17 protein-coding genes are annotated in these 19,509 nt (G+C 73.4%); 10 read left to right on the top strand and 7 right to left on the bottom strand.

Annotated elements, in window-relative coordinates; genetic code table 11:
- Positions 1 to 73: 73 nt before the first annotated feature.
- On the bottom strand, positions 74 to 442 hold the full coding sequence (erpA, locus tag ACTEI_RS07545) for an iron-sulfur cluster insertion protein ErpA (RefSeq protein WP_093610809.1): 369 nt from the start codon (positions 440 to 442) through the stop codon (positions 74 to 76).
- 107 nt (positions 443 to 549) lie between these two features.
- Positions 550 to 1,659, bottom strand: a complete 1,110-nt coding sequence (locus ACTEI_RS07540; protein WP_122976986.1) for a glycerate kinase family protein — start codon at positions 1,657 to 1,659, stop codon at positions 550 to 552.
- A 70-nt stretch (positions 1,660 to 1,729) separates the two neighbouring features.
- Here ACTEI_RS07540 and nadA point away from each other — a divergent pair, with 70 nt between their 5' ends.
- The 3 genes from nadA (at position 1,730) to ACTEI_RS07525 (ending at position 5,159) form a co-directional block, all read left to right on the top strand.
- On the top strand, positions 1,730 to 2,899 hold the full coding sequence (gene nadA, locus ACTEI_RS07535; protein ID WP_122976985.1) for a quinolinate synthase NadA: 1,170 nt from the start codon (positions 1,730 to 1,732) through the stop codon (positions 2,897 to 2,899).
- A 207-nt stretch (positions 2,900 to 3,106) separates the two neighbouring features.
- Positions 3,107 to 4,462 carry a UDP-N-acetylglucosamine 1-carboxyvinyltransferase gene (gene murA, locus ACTEI_RS07530; protein WP_122976984.1) on the top strand — a complete coding sequence of 452 codons (1,356 nt, stop codon included), beginning with the start codon at positions 3,107 to 3,109 and terminating at the stop codon, positions 4,460 to 4,462.
- 67 nt (positions 4,463 to 4,529) lie between these two features.
- The gene (locus ACTEI_RS07525) at positions 4,530 to 5,159 is read left to right on the top strand and encodes a DUF3043 domain-containing protein (protein ID WP_122976983.1); all 630 of its coding nucleotides are present in this window, start codon (positions 4,530 to 4,532) and stop codon (positions 5,157 to 5,159) included.
- Positions 5,160 to 5,172: 13 nt separating this feature from the next.
- Here ACTEI_RS07525 and ACTEI_RS07520 read toward each other — a convergent pair whose 3' ends face one another.
- A complete protein-coding gene (locus ACTEI_RS07520) occupies positions 5,173 to 5,481 on the bottom strand; it encodes an AzlD domain-containing protein (protein WP_122976982.1) in 309 nt (102 codons plus the stop codon).
- Positions 5,475 to 6,179 (bottom strand): AzlC family ABC transporter permease, encoded by a 705-nt coding sequence (locus tag ACTEI_RS07515; protein WP_122976981.1) that lies wholly within the window; start codon positions 6,177 to 6,179, stop codon positions 5,475 to 5,477. Before ACTEI_RS07515 ends, ACTEI_RS07520 begins: the two co-directional genes overlap by 7 nt.
- A 69-nt stretch (positions 6,180 to 6,248) precedes the next feature.
- Between ACTEI_RS07515 and ACTEI_RS07510 the strand changes: the two genes are divergently transcribed.
- Positions 6,249 to 6,806 (top strand): helix-turn-helix domain-containing protein, encoded by a 558-nt coding sequence (locus ACTEI_RS07510; RefSeq protein ID WP_122976980.1) that lies wholly within the window; start codon positions 6,249 to 6,251, stop codon positions 6,804 to 6,806.
- A gap of 28 nt (positions 6,807 to 6,834) precedes the next feature.
- On the opposite strand, the gene ACTEI_RS07505 is transcribed toward ACTEI_RS07510, so the two are convergent.
- The 3 genes from ACTEI_RS07505 to ACTEI_RS07495 are packed head-to-tail and all read right to left on the bottom strand — an operon-like array spanning position 6,835 to position 9,411.
- Positions 6,835 to 7,782 carry an ABC transporter ATP-binding protein gene (locus ACTEI_RS07505; RefSeq protein ID WP_122976979.1) on the bottom strand — a complete coding sequence of 316 codons (948 nt, stop codon included), beginning with the start codon at positions 7,780 to 7,782 and terminating at the stop codon, positions 6,835 to 6,837.
- Entirely contained in the window at positions 7,779 to 8,579 is an 801-nt protein-coding gene (locus tag ACTEI_RS07500; protein ID WP_122976978.1) for an ABC transporter permease, read from the bottom strand. The genes ACTEI_RS07505 and ACTEI_RS07500 overlap by 4 nt, the downstream gene beginning before the upstream one ends.
- Positions 8,572 to 9,411, bottom strand: a complete 840-nt coding sequence (locus ACTEI_RS07495; protein ID WP_164465876.1) for an ABC transporter permease — start codon at positions 9,409 to 9,411, stop codon at positions 8,572 to 8,574. Before ACTEI_RS07495 ends, ACTEI_RS07500 begins: the two co-directional genes overlap by 8 nt.
- Positions 9,412 to 9,461: 50 nt before the next feature.
- On the opposite strand from ACTEI_RS07495, the gene ACTEI_RS07485 reads away from it, so the two are divergent.
- The 6 genes from ACTEI_RS07485 to ACTEI_RS07460 are packed head-to-tail and all read left to right on the top strand — an operon-like array spanning position 9,462 to position 19,442.
- Positions 9,462 to 16,796 carry a WG repeat-containing protein gene (locus tag ACTEI_RS07485; RefSeq protein WP_164465875.1) on the top strand — a complete coding sequence of 2,445 codons (7,335 nt, stop codon included), beginning with the start codon at positions 9,462 to 9,464 and terminating at the stop codon, positions 16,794 to 16,796.
- Positions 16,797 to 16,834: 38 nt separating this feature from the next.
- The gene (locus tag ACTEI_RS07480; RefSeq protein WP_122976974.1) at positions 16,835 to 17,680 is read left to right on the top strand and encodes a hypothetical protein; all 846 of its coding nucleotides are present in this window, start codon (positions 16,835 to 16,837) and stop codon (positions 17,678 to 17,680) included.
- A gap of 31 nt (positions 17,681 to 17,711) precedes the next feature.
- Complete coding sequence (locus ACTEI_RS07475) at positions 17,712 to 18,044, top strand: WXG100 family type VII secretion target (protein ID WP_145830821.1); 333 nt, start codon at positions 17,712 to 17,714, stop codon at positions 18,042 to 18,044.
- A 6-nt stretch (positions 18,045 to 18,050) separates the two neighbouring features.
- Positions 18,051 to 18,545 (top strand): WXG100-like domain-containing protein, encoded by a 495-nt coding sequence (locus tag ACTEI_RS07470; protein ID WP_122976972.1) that lies wholly within the window; start codon positions 18,051 to 18,053, stop codon positions 18,543 to 18,545.
- On the top strand, positions 18,538 to 19,038 hold the full coding sequence (locus ACTEI_RS07465) for an EndoU domain-containing protein (RefSeq protein ID WP_122976971.1): 501 nt from the start codon (positions 18,538 to 18,540) through the stop codon (positions 19,036 to 19,038). Before ACTEI_RS07470 ends, ACTEI_RS07465 begins: the two co-directional genes overlap by 8 nt.
- The gene (locus ACTEI_RS07460) at positions 19,038 to 19,442 is read left to right on the top strand and encodes a hypothetical protein (protein WP_122976970.1); all 405 of its coding nucleotides are present in this window, start codon (positions 19,038 to 19,040) and stop codon (positions 19,440 to 19,442) included. Before ACTEI_RS07465 ends, ACTEI_RS07460 begins: the two co-directional genes overlap by 1 nt.
- Positions 19,443 to 19,509 lie beyond the last annotated feature (67 nt).

Below are 19,509 nucleotides of genomic sequence, written 5' to 3'. Positions count from 1 at the left end.
GGAAAGAGACTACCGGGCGATCACGTGCAGCAGGCCGCCCCGCGGACGGGACGGCCTGCGAAAAGCTGCCGGATCAGTGGAACGAGTCGCCACAGGCGCAGGAGTTCTGCGCGTTCGGGTTGTCGATGGTGAAGCCCTGCGCGTCGATCCGGTCGGCGAAGTCGATCGTGGCGCCGGCCAGGTAGGGCGCGCTCATCCGGTCCACCACGACCTCGACGCCGTCGAAGTCGCTGACGATGTCGCCGTCGAGCGAGCGCTCGTCGAAGAAGAGCTGGTAGCGCAGGCCGGAGCAGCCACCGGGCTGTACGGCGATGCGCAGGCGCAGGTCGTCGCGCCCCTCCTGCTCGATCAGGGCCTTGACCTTCACAGCCGCGACGTCGGTCAAGATGACGCCGGTCGGGGCGGTCGCCTCGGTCGACTCGGTGTGCGCTTCAGTGGTCACTAGGTATCTCCCTGCCAGGTGCGGTCATGTGCCGTACCAGGCAACGCTAACCCCAATCCCCGGGATTCCCAATCCGGGCAGATCCAGATCACCTCCGGCGGGGCGGGTCAGCCGCGGCTCCACTGCCGGGACAGCCGGGCGGCGAGTTCCCGCAGGCCGCGCGCCGGTTCGGTGAGGGCGGTCTCGACCGAGCCGAAATGCTCGACCAGGGTGTGCGTCTCGGTCACCCCGGCCGCCGACGCCTCCCGGTGCCCGGTCTCGTTGCGCCCGGCCAGCACCACGCAGGGCAGCCCCCGGTCGCGGGCGCCGGCGGCGATCCCGGCGACCACCTTGCCGCGCAGCGACTGGTGGTCGAAGCTGCCCTCGCCGGTGATCACCAGGTCCGCCGCGTCCAGCTCCCGGTTCAGCCCGATCAGGTCGCTGACCAGGCCGATCCCGGAGGTCACCCGGGCGCCGAGGGCGATCAGGGCGGCCCCGAGCCCGCCGGCCGCGCCGGCGCCGGGCCGGGCCGCCAGGCCGTCGACCCCGAAGGCCTTCTCCAGTACGCCGGCGAAGTGCTCCAGGGCGGCGTCGAGCCGCAGCACGTCGTCGCGGCCGGCGCCCTTCTGCGGGCCGAAGACGTTGCTGGCCCCGTGCAGGCCGGTCAGCGGGTTGTCCACGTCGGTGGCCGCGACCAGCGCGACCTGCCGCAGCTGCGGCACCCCGGCCAGCGTCTCGGCGGTGATCAGCGGAGCGCCGCCGTACGGCAGCGCGTACCCGGCCACGTCGACCGGGCCGGCGCCGAGCGCGGCCAGCATGCCGGCGCCCGCGTCGTTGACCGCCGAGCCGCCGAGACCGATCACCACCTGCCCGGCGCCGGTCTCCACCGCGGCGGCCAGCAGCAGGCCCAGGCCGTACGAGGTGGTGATGTTCGGGTCGCGTTCGGCCGGCGTCAGCAGGTGCAGGCCGCAGGCCTGGGCGCTCTCGACGTAGGCGACGCCGCCGGCGTACAGGATCTCGCCCTGCGCGGGGCGGCCCAGCGGGTCGACGGTCCGCACCGGGATCCGCCGCCCGTCCAGCGCGGTGGCCAGCACCTCGACGAAGCCCGGGCCGCCGTCGGCGATCGGGCGCCGCACCAGCTCGTCGGAAGCGACGGACCAGCCGTCGGCGACCGCCTGGGCGACTTCGGGGGCGGACAGGGTGCCGGCGAACTTGTCCGGACAGATCAGTACGCGCACCCCGCGAGTGTGGCAGCACACCCTGTCCGGCCGCAGCTGACGTCCCACCCGCTGTGCGACGATTGCAGGCGTGACCGCGACCTGGACCGAACCTGGAAACACCCCTGTCGCGCTGCTCCTCCTCGGCAAGGGCAGCGACCCGGCGAGCGAGCGGGGCGTCGACTGTCCCGGTGACCTGCCCGCCCCCAGCGACCCCGATCTGGTGGCCCGCGCCACGGCCGCGAAGGCCGCGCTCGGCGACCGGGTGTTCGTGCTGGGGCACCACTACCAGCGGGACGAGGTCATCCAGTTCGCCGACGTGACCGGCGACTCGTTCAAGCTGGCCCAGCAGGCGGCGGCCCGCCCGGACGCGGAGTTCATCGTCTTCTGCGGCGTGCACTTCATGGCCGAGAGCGCGGACATCCTGACCACCCCGCAGCAGAAGGTCGTGCTGCCCGACCTGGCGGCCGGCTGCTCGATGGCCGACATGGCGGTGCTCGGCCAGGTGGAGACGGCCTGGGAGCACTTCCAGGACCTCGGGATCGCGGACGACGTCGTCCCGGTGACGTACATGAACTCCTCGGCCGACATCAAGGGCTTCGTCGGCCGCAACGGGGGCGTGGTGTGCACCTCGTCCAACGCCAAGCGGGCGCTGACCTGGGCGTTCGAGCAGGGCAGCAAGGTGTTCTTCCTGCCCGACCAGCACCTGGGCCGCAACACCGCGGTGCTGGAGATGGGCTTCGACCTGGACGACTGCGTGCTCTACGACCCGCACAAGCCGCACGGCGGGCTGACCGACGAGCAGCTGCGCGACGCCCGGATGATCCTGTGGCGGGGGCACTGCTCGGTGCACGGCCGGTTCACCGTCGACAGCGTGCGTGAGGTGCGCGAGCGGGTGCCCGGGGTGAACGTGCTGGTCCACCCGGAGTGCCGGCACGAGGTGGTCCGCGCCGCCGACCACGTCGGCTCGACCGAGTACATCATCAAGACGCTGGAGGCCGCGCCGGCCGGGTCGGCCTGGGCGATCGGCACCGAGCTGAACCTGGTGCGCCGGCTGGCCCTGGCCCACCCGGACAAGCAGGTCATGTTCCTCGACCGGACGGTCTGCTACTGCTCGACGATGAACCGGATCGACCTGCCCCACCTGGTGTGGGCGCTGGAGGAGCTGGTCGCCGGCCGGGTGCCGAACCAGATCACGGTGGACGGGAAGACCGCGCACGAGGCCCGTGTCGCGCTTGACCGGATGCTCTCCTTGCCGTAACGCTGTGTAGCCGGGGAATTCCCCACCCTCAGTCGATTCCCCGGCTACTCCCTGCAATTTTGCATCCAGCGGCGTTTCTCGGCCGCGCTACGACTGGCGTACTTGTCACTCAGCGCTATGCTTCCCCGGTTGCAGAATCGGGTACCCCCACCCGAGTTCCGCCCCTCGATCACCGGGCGCCCACGCGCCCACCGGCTGGAGGTTACGTTGACCGACGATGTCCTGATCGTGCACGGCGGTACGCCGCTGCAGGGTCAGATCCGGGTCCGTGGCGCCAAGAATCTGATCTCCAAGGCGATGGTCGCCGCCCTGCTGGGCGAGTCCCCGAGCCGCCTGTTCGACGTCCCGGAGATCCGGGACGTCGAGGTCGTGCGCGGCCTGCTCGAACTGCACGGCGTCAAGGTCACCGACGGCGCCGAGGACGGCGAGCTGGTGATGGACCCCACGAACGTGGAGTCCGCCAGCACCGACGAGATCAACGTGCACGCCGGTTCGAGCCGCATCCCGATCCTGTTCTGCGGCCCCCTGCTGCACCGCCTCGGGCACGCGTTCATTCCCGACCTGGGCGGCTGCCACATCGGCCCGCGCCCGATCGACTTCCACATCCAGGCGTTGCGCGAGTTCGGCGCGGTGGTCGACAAGAGCCCGGAGGGCATGCACCTGAGCGCCCCGAACGGGCTGCACGGGGCCAAGCTGGAGCTGCCGTACCCGAGCGTCGGCGCGACCGAGCAGGTGCTGCTCACCGCGGTCCGCGCGGAGGGTGTCACCGAGCTGCGCAACGCCGCCATCGAGCCGGAGATCATCGACCTGATCTGCGTGCTGCAGAAGATGGGCGCGATCATCACGGTGCACACCGACCGGGTGATCGAGATCCAGGGCGTGCCGCGGCTCTACGGCTACGAGCACAAGCCGATCCCGGACCGGATCGAGGCCGCCAGCTGGGCCGCCGCCGCGCTCGCCACCCGCGGCGAGATCGAGGTGGTCGGCGCCCGGCAGGCCGACATGATGACGTTCCTGAACGTCTTCCGGTCGATCGGCGGCGAGCTGAAGATCACCGACGACCGGGTGGCCCGCGACGGCGTCACCGGCTCCGAGGGCGGCATCAAGTTCTGGCACCCCGGCGGCGAGCTGCGGGCCGTGGCGCTGGAGACCGACGTGCACCCCGGCTTCATGACCGACTGGCAGCAGCCGCTGGTGGTCGCGCTGACCCAGGCGCGCGGCATCTCGATCATGCACGAGACGGTGTACGAGCAGCGGCTCGGCTACACCGAGGCGCTCAACCAGATGGGCGCGACCATCCAGGTCTACCGCGACTGCCTCGGCGGCACCCCGTGCCGGTTCGGCCGCCGCAACTTCATGCACTCCGCGGTGATCGCCGGGCCGTCCAAGTTGCACGCCGCCGACCTGGTCATCCCGGACCTGCGGGCCGGTTTCGCGCACCTGATCGCGGCGCTGGCCGCCGAGGGCACCTCCCGGGTGTACGGGGTTGACCTGATCAAGCGCGGTTACGAGGACTTCGAGGCCAAGCTGGCCGCGCTGGGCGCGCACGTCGAACGCCCCTGACCTGCGATTTCATTACGATCAACGGCGCGGTGTGTGGCACACCGCGCCGTTTGGCTACGCTCGTGGCGTGTCCCCGCTGTTTCGCCGCAAGCCAGCCGATCTCGTCGAAGACGCCACCGCCTCGGTGACCGAGCAGACGTCTGTCGAAAACCGCCGCAAGAGCTACACGCCCAGCAAGAAGGAGCTGGGCGTGGTCACCCCGAAGCGGGTCCAGCCGGGCCGCCGGGTGCAGGAGGCGGTGGCCGCCCCGGCCAACCGCAAGGAGGCGCTCAAGCAGCTGCGCCAGCGGCAGCGGGCCGAGCGGGCCGAGGCCTCCGAGGGCATGCGCAACGGCGACGAGAAGTACCTGCTGGCCCGCGACCGGGGACCGGAGCGGTCGCTGGTGCGTGACCTGGTCGACTCCCGGCGCACGGTGGGCTCGTTCTTCATCGCCGGCGCGGTGGTCGTGATGGTCGGCTCGCTGATCCGCAACGAGGTGGTCGTGCTGGCCAGCAACCTGCTGTGGGCGCTGCTCGCGCTCGCCGTGGTGGTGGACAGCGTGCTCATCGCCCGCCGGATCAAGCGAGTGATCAAGGAGCGTTTCCCGAAGACCGAGCAGCGGCTCGGGTCGCTCTACCTGTACGGCATCATGCGCGGCCTGACCTTCCGCCGGATGCGCGTGCCGAAGCCGAAGGTCGCGCTCGGCGCCAAGATCTGACGGCCGGTCGGTCTCACGGCACGCCCGCCAGCCGCAGCACCGCGGTGGCCGCGGCGGCGGCCACGACCACCAGGACGAACGGCGCGCGCCGCCAGGCCAGCAGGGCGCCGACCGCCACGCCCGCGGGCCGCGCCACGCCGGCGAACCCGGCGCCGGCGGTCAGCGCGGCGGTCCCGGCCAGGGCGGCGAGCAGGGCGGCGGCGGCCATCGGGAGCAGGCGCCGCAGGGCCGGTGACAGCTCCAGGCGGTCGCGCAGCAGGACGCCGCTGAGCCGCATGGCGTAGGTGCCCACGGCGAGCGCGACGACGGCGGCGATCAGCATCGGTTCTCCTCGATGACGGCGTCCCCGGCGCGGGCCCGCGCGGCGGGGCGGATGAGGACCACGAGGCCGAGCAGGGCCGCGAGGACCGGGAGGCCGGCCGGGAGCACCGGGGTCAGCAGGACCGCGGTGGCCGCGCCGAGCAGCGCCACGAGCCGGGTCTCCCGGTCGCGCAGGGACGGCAGGATCAGCGCGATCAGACCGGCCGGGAAGGCCGCGTCCAGGCCCAGGGCGTCCGGGTCCCCGGTGGCGCCGCCGAGCAGGACGCCGAGGACGGTGCCGGCGTTCCACGAGATCAGCAGGGCGACGCCGACCACCCAGTAGACGCGGCGGCGCGCGGCCGGGGTCTGCTCGGCCAGGGTGAACGCCACCACCTCATCGGTCATCAGGTGACTGCCGGCCAGGCGGTCGCGCAGGCGCGGGCCCAGGGTGTCGCCGACCGCCAGACCGAACGGCAGGTGCCGGGCGTTGAGCAGCAGGCCGGCGAGGATCGCGGCGAGCGGGTTGCCGGCCGCGAACAGCCCGACCGCCAGGAACTGCGCGCCACCGGCGAAGACCACGACCGACATCACCGGCGGCAGCCAGGCGGGCAGGCCGTACGCCAGGGCGATGGCGCCGAACGAGGCGCCGACCGCGAGTGTCGCGGCGGCCAGCGCGGCCACGTCGCGGGGACGGGCCCGCGTTCGATATACCGTACCCATGATTCGTCATGCTGAACGAATGACGAGCGTTCGTCAAACCGAACAAGTGGACCGATGGAGCGAACGAGCATGGATCAACCGGCGCCGCCGCTCGCCGTCATCGCCGCCGCGCTGCGCCGCGAACGGGAGCGCGCCGGGCTCTCCCTGGCCGAGCTCGCCCGCCGCGCGCGCCTCGCCAAATCCACGCTGTCGCAGCTCGAAGCGGGCAACGGGAATCCGAGCATCGAGACGCTGTGGGCGCTCGGGGTGGCGCTGGGCGTGCCGTTCAGCCGGTTGGTCGAGCCCGAGCCGACCCGGGTGCGGGTGATCCGCGCCGGCGAGGGCGCCACCCGGCTGCGCGCCGACCGGGCCGACTTCGTGGCCACCCTGCTCGCCACCGGGTCCCCGCACGTGCGGCGCGACCTCTACCTGATGGAGCTGGAGCCGGGCGAGCCGCGCGAGGCCGAGGCGCACATCCCGGGCACCGTGGAGCACCTCGTGGTCGGCGCCGGACGGATCCGGACCGGCCCGGTCGAGGAGCCGGTGGAGGCCGGACCGGGCGACTACGTGAGTTTCCCCGGCGACGTCCCGCACCGTTACGAGGCCCTGGAACGGGCCTGGGCCGTCCTGGTGATGGAGCACCGCTAGCGGTCACGGCCGCCGGACCCCCGGCCGGCTATCCGGCGTAGAGGCGGGCGACCACGTCCTCGATGTCCGGCTCGACCACCGACAGATCCCGGACCGGCACCGCCGCGACCAGCCCGGCCACCGCCGCGCCCGCGGTCACCTCGTCCAGCACGAACGTCACCCGGTGCCGGTCGGCCGCCACGTCGACCAGGCTCGCCCCGGGCAGCCGGAAGCCGTCCGGCAGCGGGCTCGCCAGGTCGGCGACCAGGCGGCGGCGGGAACCGTACCGGGCGTGCAGCGCCTCGATCGTCCCGTCGTGCACCACCCGCCCGTGGTCGATCACCACCAGGCGTTCGCAGAGCCGCTCGATGTCGGCCAGATCGTGTGTGGTCAGCACCAGCGTGACGTCCCCGGTCGCGCCCAGCTCGGCCAGGAACGACCGGACCGCCTGCTTGCTGACCACGTCCAGCCCGATCGTCGGCTCGTCCAGGAACAGCACCCGCGGGCCGTGCAGCAGCGCCGCGGTCAGCTCGCCGCGCATCCGCTGACCCAGCGACAGCTGCCGGACCGGGGTGTCCAGGAAGCCGTCCAGGTCCAGCAGGTCGCGGCAGCGGCGCAGCCGGGCGGCGTGCTCCGCGGCGGGCACCCGGTAGATGTGCCGCAGCAGCGCGAACGACTCGTGCAGCGGCAGATCCCACCACAGCTGCGAACGCTGGCCGAACACCACCCCGATCCGCAGCGCCAGCCGGGTCCGCTGCGGGACCGGGCGCAGGCCGCACACCTCGACCTCGCCGCCGGACGGGGACAGCACCCCGGTCAGCATCTTCAGGGTGGTGGACTTGCCGGCGCCGTTCGGGCCGATGTAGCCGACCATCTCCCCCGGCTCGATGGTCAGGGAGACCCCGGCGACGGCCTCGACCGTCCGCTTCGCCCGCCGGAACCGGCCCTGCTTGACGCGTACCGTGAAGTCCTTGCGCAGCGCTCTCGTACGAATCATGACCCTGTGCTCCGATAGTGGCGGATTCCGGTGCGCCAGACGACGGCGGCGACAAGCGCCGCGGCCAGCGCCACCGCGGGGGCGGCGAAGCCCGCCCAGACGGGCAGGCCGAGCGGGTCGGCGCGGCCGAGCAGGGCCAGCGCCGGCTGGTAGGAGACGAAGGCGAACCCCAGCGCGTACGCGAACACGCCGCGGAACGCCGGGCCGTAGACCGTGATCGGGTACGACGAGAAGTCCCGCCCGCCGTACGTGAAAGCGCTGCCGACCTCCCCCGAGTCGACCCACCAGAACGCCAGGCTCGCGCTGACCACGAAGATCGAGCCGAGGAACACCGCCGACGCGACCGGCATGATCGTGATCAACAACACCCGGGGCGCGGTCCAGTCGATGTCGTTCATGCCCAGCGCGACCACCAGCACCCCGAAGCCGAACACCACCCGCAGCAGCTTGCGGATCGGCAGATCCATCAGCAGCAGCTGGGGCAGCGCGGCCAGCGGCCGGACCAGCACCGCGTCCAGCGTCCCGGCCCGGACGTAGGTCTTGAGCCGGTCGACGTTGCCGACCCCGAAGTCGGCCAGCGCGAAACCCGCCGATGTCAGGCTGGTCATCAGCAGCGCCTCGGGCAGACGGAACCCGCCGAGCCGGTCGGTGGCGCGGAACAGCACCAGCACGGTCAGCACGTCGAAGACCGTCGAGCCGACGTTGCTGAGCAGCTCCACCAGGAACGAGGCCCGGTAGGAGAACACCGATCGGGCCTGGGCGCCGGCCAGCGCGGCGTACGCGCGCAGCTCACCCACCCTGCACCACCAGGCGCCGCTCGGCCCGCCGCTGCACCACCGCGGCCAGCGCCAGCAGCAGCACCGCCCAGCCGGCCTGCAACCCGACCAGGCCCAGCTGCATGACCGGCCCGTCCCGCTCCGCCCCCACGTCCAGCGGCGTCTGCAGGATGCTCGGCAACGGGGTGCCCAGCCACAGCCCCACCGCCAGCCAGTCCGGCAGCAGGCGCAGCGGGAAGTACAGCCCGCCCAGCACCCCGGCGCCGAGGACCCAGAGCATGATCGGCCCGCGGGCGTCCTGCAGCCAGTACGCGGTCGCGTTCACCAGGTACCGGCAGCCGAAGCTGACCACCACCGCGAGGAGCACGGAGAGCAGGAACAGCGGCACCGTCTGCCAGCGCGTCGGGGTCCGCAGCGGGAAACACAGGGCGCCGACGAGCACCGGCGGGATGAACCGGGTGAGCATCGCATGCCCGGCCCGGCCCAGATCGGCGGCCAGATAGGCGGTCAGCGGGGGCACCGGACGTAACAGATCGGCAGCGACGTCACCCGTGCGGATCCGCTCGGCGAGCTCCGACCAGCCCCACAACATGACGACGCTGAGTAATCCCTGCCCCAGCCAGACATAGGTGGCCAGCTGTGCGGCGTCGTACCCGGCGGGCCGGGCGCCGACCGCCCCGGCCGCCACCGCCAACAGGACGTAGCAGCGCAGGTAGCCGAAGACTATGTTGGTGAACGTTCCGGCTATGGTGGCCTGACGATAGGTCGTGTAACGCCGGAAGCCCGACCCGATCAGAGCACCGAAAGTAGTAGCCCAGCCGCGTAACGGACCGCTCGGAGAGATCGTGAGCACGCTGGCGTCCTTCCCGGCCACGCCGCTAATCTCCTTCCCACACACCCGCAGTGGAGCCGGGAGACTGTACCCGGGTTCCCCGGTCGGCCACGGCTCGTTTTTCACACGATGGAGTTCGCCGTGACGGAGCGTTGCCAATCGCCGGGCCGGGACGCCCGATGAACGGTTGGAGCTCCCGCCCGGGCCCGGACGGCTGGGACGACGAACCGGCGTGGGTGTACGAGATCACCTGGGAGTGGGAGCCGCTCCCGGGACAGCGCTATCCCGGGGATCCGGGACGCCGTAAGGCGGTGCACACCCCCGTCTACGAGGCCTCCGGCGCCACACCCGCGCCGGGCGGACCGCACAGCGACGGCGCGGCGCCGGGCGGACCGCAAGGCGACGGCGCGGCGCCGGGCCGCGGGCGGGTTCCGGCGCAGGACCAGCAGTGGTACGGCGGCGGCGCGCGCGACTCGCGGGACGACCCGTCGTGGAACCGGCCGCTGCCCTACGGCGGCGGGCCGGACCAGCGGCGCGGCGCGGCCCCGGTGTACGGGCGCGGAGTTCCGTCGGTACCGGTGACGCCCGGCCACGCCCGGGTGCCGGGCCCCGCGACCCCGGTCTCCCCCGGCCGTCCGTCGCCGTCCGCGCCGGTGTCGCCGAGCTGGTCCCAGCCCGCCGCCGGGCGGTCCGCCGGCACGGCCCGGATGCCGCAGCCGGACGCCCCCCGCCACGGCCCGTACGGCCCGGAGCCGGCCGAGCGGCAGGCGCCGGGACAGCGGGCCCCGGAGAACTGGGGCGCTCAGCCGGACCGGCGAGGACCCCAGCAGTGGGGACGTCCGGACACCCCGGGATTCGGGCCGCAGTCGGTGTCGCCGGCGCCGGGTGGGCGTCCGGGGCCGCACGGATCCGTTCCGTATGGCGCCGTCCCGCCCGGTCCTGGTGCGCCGCAGCACGGTGCGCCGGAGGCGGCGGGGCGGCAGGGGCCGCCGTCGGGCTTCGCCGGGCCGGGCGGCTTCACGCCCGGTCACCGACCGGGTGGGCAGGAACCCGGCCGTCCGGGCCGGCCACCGATGGGCGAGCAGCACGCCGGCCGGCCGATGGGTGACCAGCACGGCGGCCGGCCGATGGGCGGCGACCCGCGGCAGGCAGCCGACCAGTGGCAGAGCGGCGACCCGCGGCGAGGCGGCGACCCGCGGCAAGGCGGCGACCCGCGGCAAGGCGGCGACCCGCGGCAAGGCGGCGACCCGCGGCAAGGCGGCGACCCGCGGCAAGGCGGCGACCCGCGGCGAGGTTTCGGCCCGCGTCCGGTGTCGCCCGCCGCGGGGGCCTACGGCAGCGCGCGTCCGGCGCCCGCGGACGCGTTCCCGGCTCGCGCCGGGCGAGACGGCGGACGTACCCCGGAAGCCCCGTTCGACCTGCGCCCCGCTCCGCAGGAGCGGAACAGCCCGGCGCCCGCGCGCCCGGCGGCCCAGCCGACCCGGGTCACACCGCAGCAACCCGCCATGCCGCCCGCCGCGGTGTATCCGACCGCTCCCGGGCACACTTCGGTAGCGCCCGGTCACCGGCCGGACGGCCACCCCGGGTCGGATCCCACCGCTCCCGGACGGGCGCCGACGCACGCTGGGCAGGGGCCGAGCGTTCCGGGCCAGACGCCGATGCGGGGTGGGCCGGGCTCCGGCGTTCCGGGCCAGGGCGGTCAGGCGCCCGGCGGTCCCGTGCCGCCCGGGCAGGCGGGGGCTCACCCCGGTTGGGCTTCCGTGCCCGGTCAGAATCCGGTCGGTCCGGTCTCCGGGCCGGTCCGTCCGGTCTCCGGGCCGGTCGGTCCGGGCGAGTATCGTCACGACGACGCCGGATGGGCCGCTGAGCAGCACGTCTCCGGTATGGGACCCGCGCCGGTCTCCGGCATCGCGTCCGCCCCGGTTTCCGGCATCGCCTCCGCGCCGGTTTCCGGCATCGCGTCCGCCCCGGTCTCCGGCATCGCGTCCGCCCCGGTCTCCGGCATCGCGTCCGCCCCGGTCTCCGGCATCGCCTCGGGCCCGGTCTCCGGCATCGCCGGGCCGGTCCCGGGCGTTGCTCCGGTCTCCGAGGCCGCCGGCCCCGTTCCGGTCTCCGGGATCGCCGGGCCGGTCTCCGGCATCACCGGACCCGTGCCGGGCAGCCGCCCGGTCTCGGGAAGCGCGCCGGTGTCCGGCATCGCGCGGCCGGTCTCCGGGAACGCGCCGGTCTCCGGCGTCGCGGGGCCGATCTCCGGGAGCGCCCCGGTGTCCGGCATCGCCGCTCCGGCCGGGTCGCAGGGTGGATTCCAGCCCGCCGATCCGTATCACGGCGTGCCATCCGGCGACATCGGAGCGGCGCAGGAGTACCAGCCCGAGTACGAGGAGGAGCGCACCCGGCCGCTCGACCTGCGCCGCGCCGGTCAACCGATGCGCTCCGCTCAGGCCCGGCCGATGGACCCCGCCGTGTCCGGGCAGGGCGACGAGCCGACCCGGCCGCTGGACCCGCGGCGGGCGGACGCCGGCGCGTACCGGCAAGCCTTCGACCCGGGTCACGCCGGACCCGCCGAGGACTCGCCCGCACAGACTCCCGGCTTCGACCCGAAGCGCGCCACACCGGCCGCGGCCGGCTACGCGGAGGCCGGCGGGCCGGCCGCCGGGCCGTTCCGTCCCGACGACCACGCGGGCCTGGAGGACACCCGGCGGCTCGATCTCGACCCCCGAGGGCAGGCACACGGCCGGGAGGCCGCGCCGTTCGCTCCGGAGGAGCACACCCGGGTGATCGACCCGCGCCGCCCCGCCCCGGCCGCCCATGGCGCGCCCGAACCCTTCGAGGCGGACCGGTCAGCGGTCGGAGGATCACCGGCGGAGCCGGACGCAGCGGTCCGCGGGATGCCGTTCGCCGGAGCGGACGCGGTTGGAACCGGGATGCCGCTCACGGAGACCGGGCCGCTCACGGAGACCGGGCCGCTCACGGAGACCAGCGCGCCCGGCACGGGGATGCCGTTCGCCGAGACGAACGCACCCGGCACGGGGATGCTGTTCGCCGAAGTCGACACCTCAGGGACGGAAGCCCCGTTCGCCGAAGTCGACGCGCCGGGGACGGAAGCCCCGTTCGCCGAAGTGGAGGCTTCGGGGATGGGAGCCCCACTCGCGGAAGTGGACGCGGCGGGGATAGGAGCCCCACTCGCCGAGGCGGGCGTGCCGGTCACCGCGGAGTCCGCGACTCAGGGGCCGATCGCAGCGCCGGAACCGCAGGCGGAGGAGCCGCGCGGGCTGGGCTGGCTGCTGTCGCTGAGCGGGCTCGGCGCGGAGACGCCCGTGCCCGAGATCTCGCCCCTGGCCGCTCCGGAAGGCGCGGCAACGCAGGAGGCCGCGGCCAAACCGGCCGGCTGGTTCGCGCCGGCCGTAGACGAGACGGTCGAGGGCGAAACTACCGAAGACTGGACGGTCGAGGACGAGACGGCCGAAGACCAGACGGTCGCGGACGCAACGACCGAAGACCAGACGGTTGCGGACGAGACGGCCGAAGACCAGACGGTCACGGACGCAACGACCGAAGACCAGACGGTCACGGACGCAACGACCGAAGACCAGACGGTCCAACACGAGACGGTAGAAGACGAGACCCACGACGCGGGGACCACGGAGGCCGAAGACAGCGACTCGCGGGGCGCCGACACCGAGATCAACTACTTCCCGCGCAACGACGAGGAATCGGCCACCGCGCCGCCTGTCGACGCCGAGGTGGTACTCGGCGGCTCGGAAACCGACGACACAGCTCTGCACTACACGGACGTCGACGACGCGGCTCCGCACGACAGGGACCTTGACGACGCGGCTCCGCACGACTCGGACGTCGACGACACGGCTCCGCACGAGACGGCTCCGCACGAGACGGACGTCGACCACGTGGCTCTCGGGGACGCGGAAGCCGACGATGCGAGCTCCAGCGACACGGACCCCGGCGACGCGGGGAGCAGTTCCCTGGCGCTCGGTGCCGCACCGCTCGACGACGCCGAGAGCAACGACGGGGCGTACACCGGCGCGGAGTACAGCGGCGCGGAGACCAGCGGACCGCAGGGCAGCGGCTCGGACCTCAGCGCCGCAGCGATTGACGACGCCGACGAAGGTGCACACGGCGCCACGGAGATCAGGTTCCCGGAAGGCATCGACACCCCGGAGAGCGCCGATGCGCAGCACCGTGCCGAGTCGCTCGACGACCTCCACGACGGCGGCTCGGAGTGGGACGACGTCGAGAGCAGCGGCCCGGCCACCGACGCGGAGCTGAGCACCGCCGAGAGCGACGGCGTAGCCGGGGGCGCCGAGCTGGGCAACGCTGAGGACGACACCCAGGCGTGGAACGCAACCGCACCCGCCGACGCCGAGGATCACACTCAGATCTGGCACGAGGGCGAACCCGCTGACGCCCGGGACAACACCGAACCGTGGAACGAGGTGGAAGCCGGGGCGGACCGCATCGACGGTTCGCACAGTGACGATGGTGCGCGCATCGGCGTCGACAGTGATGCCGTCGGGACGCTGACGAGGGACGCACAGAGCCACACCGAGGCTGGCGCCAGCCGGGCGGAGATCGAGCGGCAGGCAGCGGCGTTCGGTGGAACGTCCGCGCCGGTTGCCGCTGACGCCACGGACGGCGAGCCCACCGTGGCGTTCGCCCGGATCGACGCGTCACACGCGGAGGTCAAGGACCCGGACGACCACGGTGCCCGTTCCGACTTCGCGGCCGGTCAGACGCAGCACCAGGACGCCGGCTCGCACCACGAGACCGCCGAAGCCGATCACCAGGGCGCCGTCCCGCGGCACGAGACGGCCGAGACCGATCACCAGGGCGCCGTCCCGCGGCACGAGACCGCCGAGGTCCGTCCGCCGGACGCTTCGGGCCGCGATGCCGCGGAAGTGGGCGACCGGGACGCGGTGGAGTCCGGTGAGGACCCGCGGGGCGGCCTTCACGACGAGGGCGGCGGCCCCGGAGTCCCCGGTCCGGGTGACGGCGATACGGCGGCTGGTCCGGTCGCGGACGGCGGGTTCGGCGACCGGGGGGCTCCGGGTGACTTCGCGGGGCCGGAGCACGGCGGTGAAGACGTTCACGGTGTTGCGGAGGCAGCGCGGCTCACAGCGGAAATGCCTGATCCTGCGGTGACCGCCGATGCGGACGTGCGCGACGCCGCAGCCGCAGCGCCGCCTGTCGCGGAGCTTCCGGGCGTGGCAGCGACGGGTCATGTTGCTGAGACGAGTCCTGCCGGGCCGGCACAGGAGCACCGGCCGATGGAGGCTGTCGGGCCGGTGAGCGGCGCAGGGCACCACAGCCACGCGCGGGCCGACGAGGAACCGGACGTTCTGCCCGGTACTGATCAGGACTTTGTGGACGCCGGCGTCCCGGGCGACGGGCCGGCTCCGGATGGTGCGGGCGCGCCGCGGGCCGGGCGGCATGAGCGGGTGGAAGGCGGCGAGCACCCCGGGCGGCATGAGCGCGCCGAATCCGCGCTGCCCGGATCGCCCGATATCGCGCTTCCGGGATCGCGGTCGGCGACGGCAATCGAGCCCGTGGCCGCGGTGCTGTCCGAGGCGGGCGGGGTGGCTCGCGCACCGGGCGGTCACCACCGCACCGACGCGGAGCACGGCTCGGACGAGGAGGTCCCGGCGGCCGGTGCCGCCGCACCCGGCGAGTCCGAAACGGACCACGTTGTGGCCGCCTCCGACCTCAGTGGTCCGGAGGCTCCGGCGGAACCGGGGCCTGCCGGGCTTCCGGCTGCGGAGACGGAGCCGGCACCGGTGGCACCGGGCGGGGACGTCCCGGACGAACCGGTCGGCGACGACGGCGAGGAGGTCCCGGACGAACCGGTCGGCGACGACGGCGAGGAGGTCCCGGACGAACCGGCCGACGACGACGGCGACAACATCCCGGACGAACCGGTCGACAACAGCGACGGCAGCACGGCCGGGGAGGCGCTCGACGCCCGTACCGGGGAGGGCGCGGACGACCGCACGGCGGACGCGGACGTCCGTACCGGGAAAGGTGTGGACGACCGCGCGGCGGACGCGGACGTCGGGCCGATCCGGCAGCGGCGCGATCAGCGCGCCCCGGCGGACCGCCGCCGGGCCGACCCGGAGCAGATCCTGGCCGCCTACCCGTGGATGTTCGATCCGGCGACCCTGCGGGAGCGCGTCGACGAGCCGGACCGGCTCTGGGACCTCGCCGACCGGTTGAGTGACCGGTTGGAGTTCGCCGAGCGGGACAACGTCCGGGCCGGGCTGCTCAGCCTGCGTGCGGTCGTCTCCCGGGTGTTGGGCGAGCTGGACGACGCGCTCGCCGACGGGCGGGAGGGACTGCGGCACGCGGAGGCCGGCGGGGAGGCGCGGACGGTGTCGATCGCGCAGGCCCGGCTGGCGCACGTGCTGCAGTGGCGGGGCGAGTTCGACGAGGCGGACCGGCTCTACGCGCAGGCCGACTCGCCGGAGCTGCCGGCCCGCATCCGGGCCGAGATCCGGGAGCTGGCCGGTCGGTCGGCGTTCGAGCAGGGGCGGCTCCTGGAGGCGGTGAACCACTTCGAGCGGGCCCTGGACCTGTGCCAGGGCGGCGACCCGGAGCTGGTGGAACGGGTGGAGCTGGCGCTCGACGTGATCTCCCAGCGGTCCGGGGACGGCTGGGGCCCCTACCCGCGGACCCGCGACGAGGTGCTGGGCCGGCCGGAGGCGCCCACGCCGTTGCGGGATGACGGCACCGGACTGTGGGGGTACGCGGCCGCGGTCGAGCCCCGGTACGCCGAGGTGCAGCCGTTCTCCGAGGGGATGGCCTGGGTGCGCCGCCCGGATGCGCCGGCCTGGGAGCTGATCGGCCCGTCCGGCGCGGTGCTGATCGGCGCCGACTCCGGCTACCTGGCCGTCGGCCGGTTCGCCGAAGGGCTGGCCTGGGTGAGCCGGGACGCCGAGGGCGGCTGGTTCGCCATCGACCGGACCGACCGGATCATCGCGCCGGGTGGGTTCGACGACGTACGGCCGTTCCGCAGCGGGCTGGCGCTGGTCCGGCGCGGCGGCTGGGGCGCCGTCGACCGGCACGGGCGGATCGCGGTGCAGCCGCGGTACCGGCTGTTCGCCACCGAGCTGAGCAACGGCGGGCCGGTCGACGGTTTCACCGGCGAGGGCCTGGCCGTGGTCGACGCGGGCACCGGCCTCGGCGTGGTGGACCGGACCGGCCAGCCGGTCGTTCCGCCGGTGCACCGGGCCGTGGTGATCCACCCGTCGGCGTTCCTGATCGCCGACGAGGCGGGGCGCTGGGGCGCGCTGGACCGGGACGGGGAGCCGCTGGTCGAGACCCGGTACGTCGAGCGGGCGGACGCGATCGCACACGTCGAACGGCTGCGGCCGCAGGTCCGTCCGGTTCTCTAGCCGCTCGGCCGTTTCGCCGGGCGGCTAGGCTGACCGCCATGGATCCGGACTTCGCCGAACGGCTCGACCGGCTGCGCCGCCGGCTGGCTGAATCACGGGTGGCCCCGGCCGGCCCGCCCGCGCCGGTGGGCGACGAGGTTCCGCGCGGCGTCGGCTCCGCGCGGGACGGGGCGGTGCGGGCCGTCGCCGAGAGCGGCCGGTTGTCGTCGGTCGAGCTGGATCCGCGGCTGATGCGCCTGACCGGCCCGGAGGTGGCCGAGGCGCTGGCGCAGGCGTCGTCCGCGGCGCTGCGGGCGTGCCCGGCCAGCCCGCCGGGCGCGACGGCCGGCGACACGGCCGCCGATCTGCGGGCGCTCGCCGCACAGCTGGAGGCGGCGCAGGCCGAGGCCGCCCGGGCGATGGCCATGATCAGCGCCGGGCTCACCGAGGCGATCGCGAAGGTCGGCGACCGCACCGGTATGCGCGGGGATCCGGGGCTTTCCGGGCTGCGGCAGCTGCTGGACGAGACCGGTGCGGCCGTACGGGCCGCGCACGACCTCACCGTGACCGGCGACGACGCGGATGCCGGGGCGCCGGGCCGCGGCGGCGACCCCGACGGCCTGGTTGCCGCCGAGGTCGACCCGTCCGGTCACACGGTGACCCTGGACCTGCATCCGTCGGCCCTGCGCCGGCCGTCGCAGGACGTCGCCGAGGCCACCGTGGCGGCGGTGAACGCCGCGCTGGAGGCGCGCGCGGAGGCCGCCGGCCGGGCACGGGCGGCCGGCGCCACCGACCTGAGCGAGTTCCGTCGCCGGATCACCGGGCTCCAGGACGACAGCCTGCACCGGATGCGGGCGGACACGCAGGCCCTGGCCCGGATCATGTCCGGCATCCACGAGCCCTGATCGCGCCGCGACGACGGAGAGGACGGTTGGTGTGACATCGGAAGGGATGCGGGTCGATCCGGACGCGCTGATGGCCTCCGGGGACCGGATCATTTCCGCGGCCCAGCGGATCCGAGGCGAGCTGGTGGCTTTCCAGTCCCAGTTGGCCGCCTTCGGACAGCCGTGGGGCAATGACGACCTCGGGTCGCTGATCGGCGAGGTGTACCACGCGATCTACGAGTTGGCCGTGGACTGCTATACGGAGAACACCGGCGAGATCGACGAGGTCGGGGCCACGACCCGGGTGATGGCGGTCAACTACCTCGACACCGAGGAGTCCAACACCGACATGTCGCAGGTCTACCGCGACGCGCTGGGCGGGTGACCGCGGGTGGGACTGCAACTGCCGGGTGAGCTGGTGTCCGTTCTCGGCATGCTCGGCTACACCTGGCCGGAGGCGGACGAGACCAGGCTGTTCGAGATGGGGCAGGCCTGGATGGCCTTCACCGAGCCGCTGCGGGCCGGGGTGGGTGACGCGCACGCGGCGGCGCAGGCGGTGTGGGTGGAGAACCAGGGTTCGGCTGTCGAGGCCTTCCAGAACAGCTGGCTGGGACCGGAGGCCGCCAAGGTCAACATGGAGAACGGCGCGGTCGCGGCCACGATGATCGGGGCCGGTCTCATGGTGTGCGCCGGGATCGTGCTCACTCTGAAGATCAATGTCATCGTCCAGCTGACCCTGCTCGCGATCGAGATCACGCAGGCCATCGCCACCGCCGGGCCCACCCTGGGCGCGTCGCTGGCGGAGATCCCGATCTTCAAGATGATCACCGAGACGATCCTCGACCAGTTGACCGGCCTGGCCATGGACGCGGTGCTGGGTGGGTAGGCGGGGCCACGCCGGCGGCATCTTCCGCCACATCGAACAGTGGCTCAACAGCAGGAGGCGGCACCGCCGTTACGAGCACATCTTCTACGGCCACACCAACATGAACGCCCGGCCGAGGCCCAGGGGCAGCGGTTTCCACCACAGGTTCCTGGGCCAGAACCCGCCCGGCGCCCGCGTCCGGCTCGACGCGAACGGCAACGAGATCATCCTGCGGACGGATGTGTCCGGCACGTATCGCGCGCGGGTCGACATCCTCGGCCCGGACGGGAACTGGCATCAGAAGAACGGGTCCAGCACGTTCTTCCCGGACAACTGGACGCCGCAGCGGGTGGCCGAGGCGATCGACGATGCCTTCCGGAACAGCACTCCCCACCCCGAGGAGCCCGGCAAATGGATCGGAGAGTCGAACGGACTCGAAATCCAAGGCTTCTACAATGACGCGAATCCGAATTTCTGGTCCTCCGCATGGCCGACTATCAACGAGGCGAATTAATGGGAATCACGTTCTTCCGGAACGACAAGAATCGTCGGGACTACCGAGTGGACTCGAAACGGTTCGTCCGCATCGGCTCTCAGCTCGTCAGCGACATCCAGGGCTACGCCCCCGACTGCATCAATCTTCTCGAATGCATCGACGAGGTGGCCGCGGGACGGGCCGAGTACACCGAGTACGAGGGCAACTCGGCGGTGTTCCGCTGCCATCCGGGCGGCGTGACAATCGAGAGCCTGGGGCCGGTTCCCGATCCGGCCACCTACACCTTCGAGGAGGCGCGGGCGGTCGTCCTGCAGTATTTCGACTTCCTGGCCCCGACCCGGGAGGAGAAGGAGCGCAACGTCGTGGCATGGGAGCAGGAGAGCGGCAGGCCGTTCGCGGGCCGTACCGGTGTGATCGGTTGAGAACGCCGCGCATGTCGTGGCTGTCGCCGGGATCGTGCCGAGACTCAGGATCAATGCCATCGTGCCG

Origin of the sequence: Actinoplanes teichomyceticus ATCC 31121 (assembly GCF_003711105.1) — a bacterium.
Lineage (GTDB): Bacteria > Actinomycetota > Actinomycetes > Mycobacteriales > Micromonosporaceae > Actinoplanes > Actinoplanes teichomyceticus.
The sequence above is the reverse complement of the archived record's forward strand: the minus strand, read 5'-3'. Positions and strand labels throughout refer to the sequence as shown.

What these genes read in the sequence shown, in the direction of transcription:
- ACTEI_RS07460 (WP_122976970.1), top strand. Translation starts at nt 19,038, where the DNA reads ATGGGAATCACGTTCTTCCGGAACGACAAGAATCGTCGGGACTACCGA.
- ACTEI_RS07480 (WP_122976974.1), top strand. Translation starts at nt 16,835, where the DNA reads ATGGATCCGGACTTCGCCGAACGGCTCGACCGGCTGCGCCGCCGGCTG.
- ACTEI_RS07510 (WP_122976980.1), top strand. Translation starts at nt 6,249, where the DNA reads ATGGATCAACCGGCGCCGCCGCTCGCCGTCATCGCCGCCGCGCTGCGC.
- ACTEI_RS07520 (WP_122976982.1), bottom strand. Translation starts at nt 5,481, where the DNA reads ATGCTGATCGCCGCCGTCGTCGCGCTCGCCGTGGGCACCTACGCCATG.
- ACTEI_RS07515 (WP_122976981.1), bottom strand. Translation starts at nt 6,179, where the DNA reads ATGGGTACGGTATATCGAACGCGGGCCCGTCCCCGCGACGTGGCCGCG.
- ACTEI_RS07505 (WP_122976979.1), bottom strand. Translation starts at nt 7,782, where the DNA reads ATGATTCGTACGAGAGCGCTGCGCAAGGACTTCACGGTACGCGTCAAG.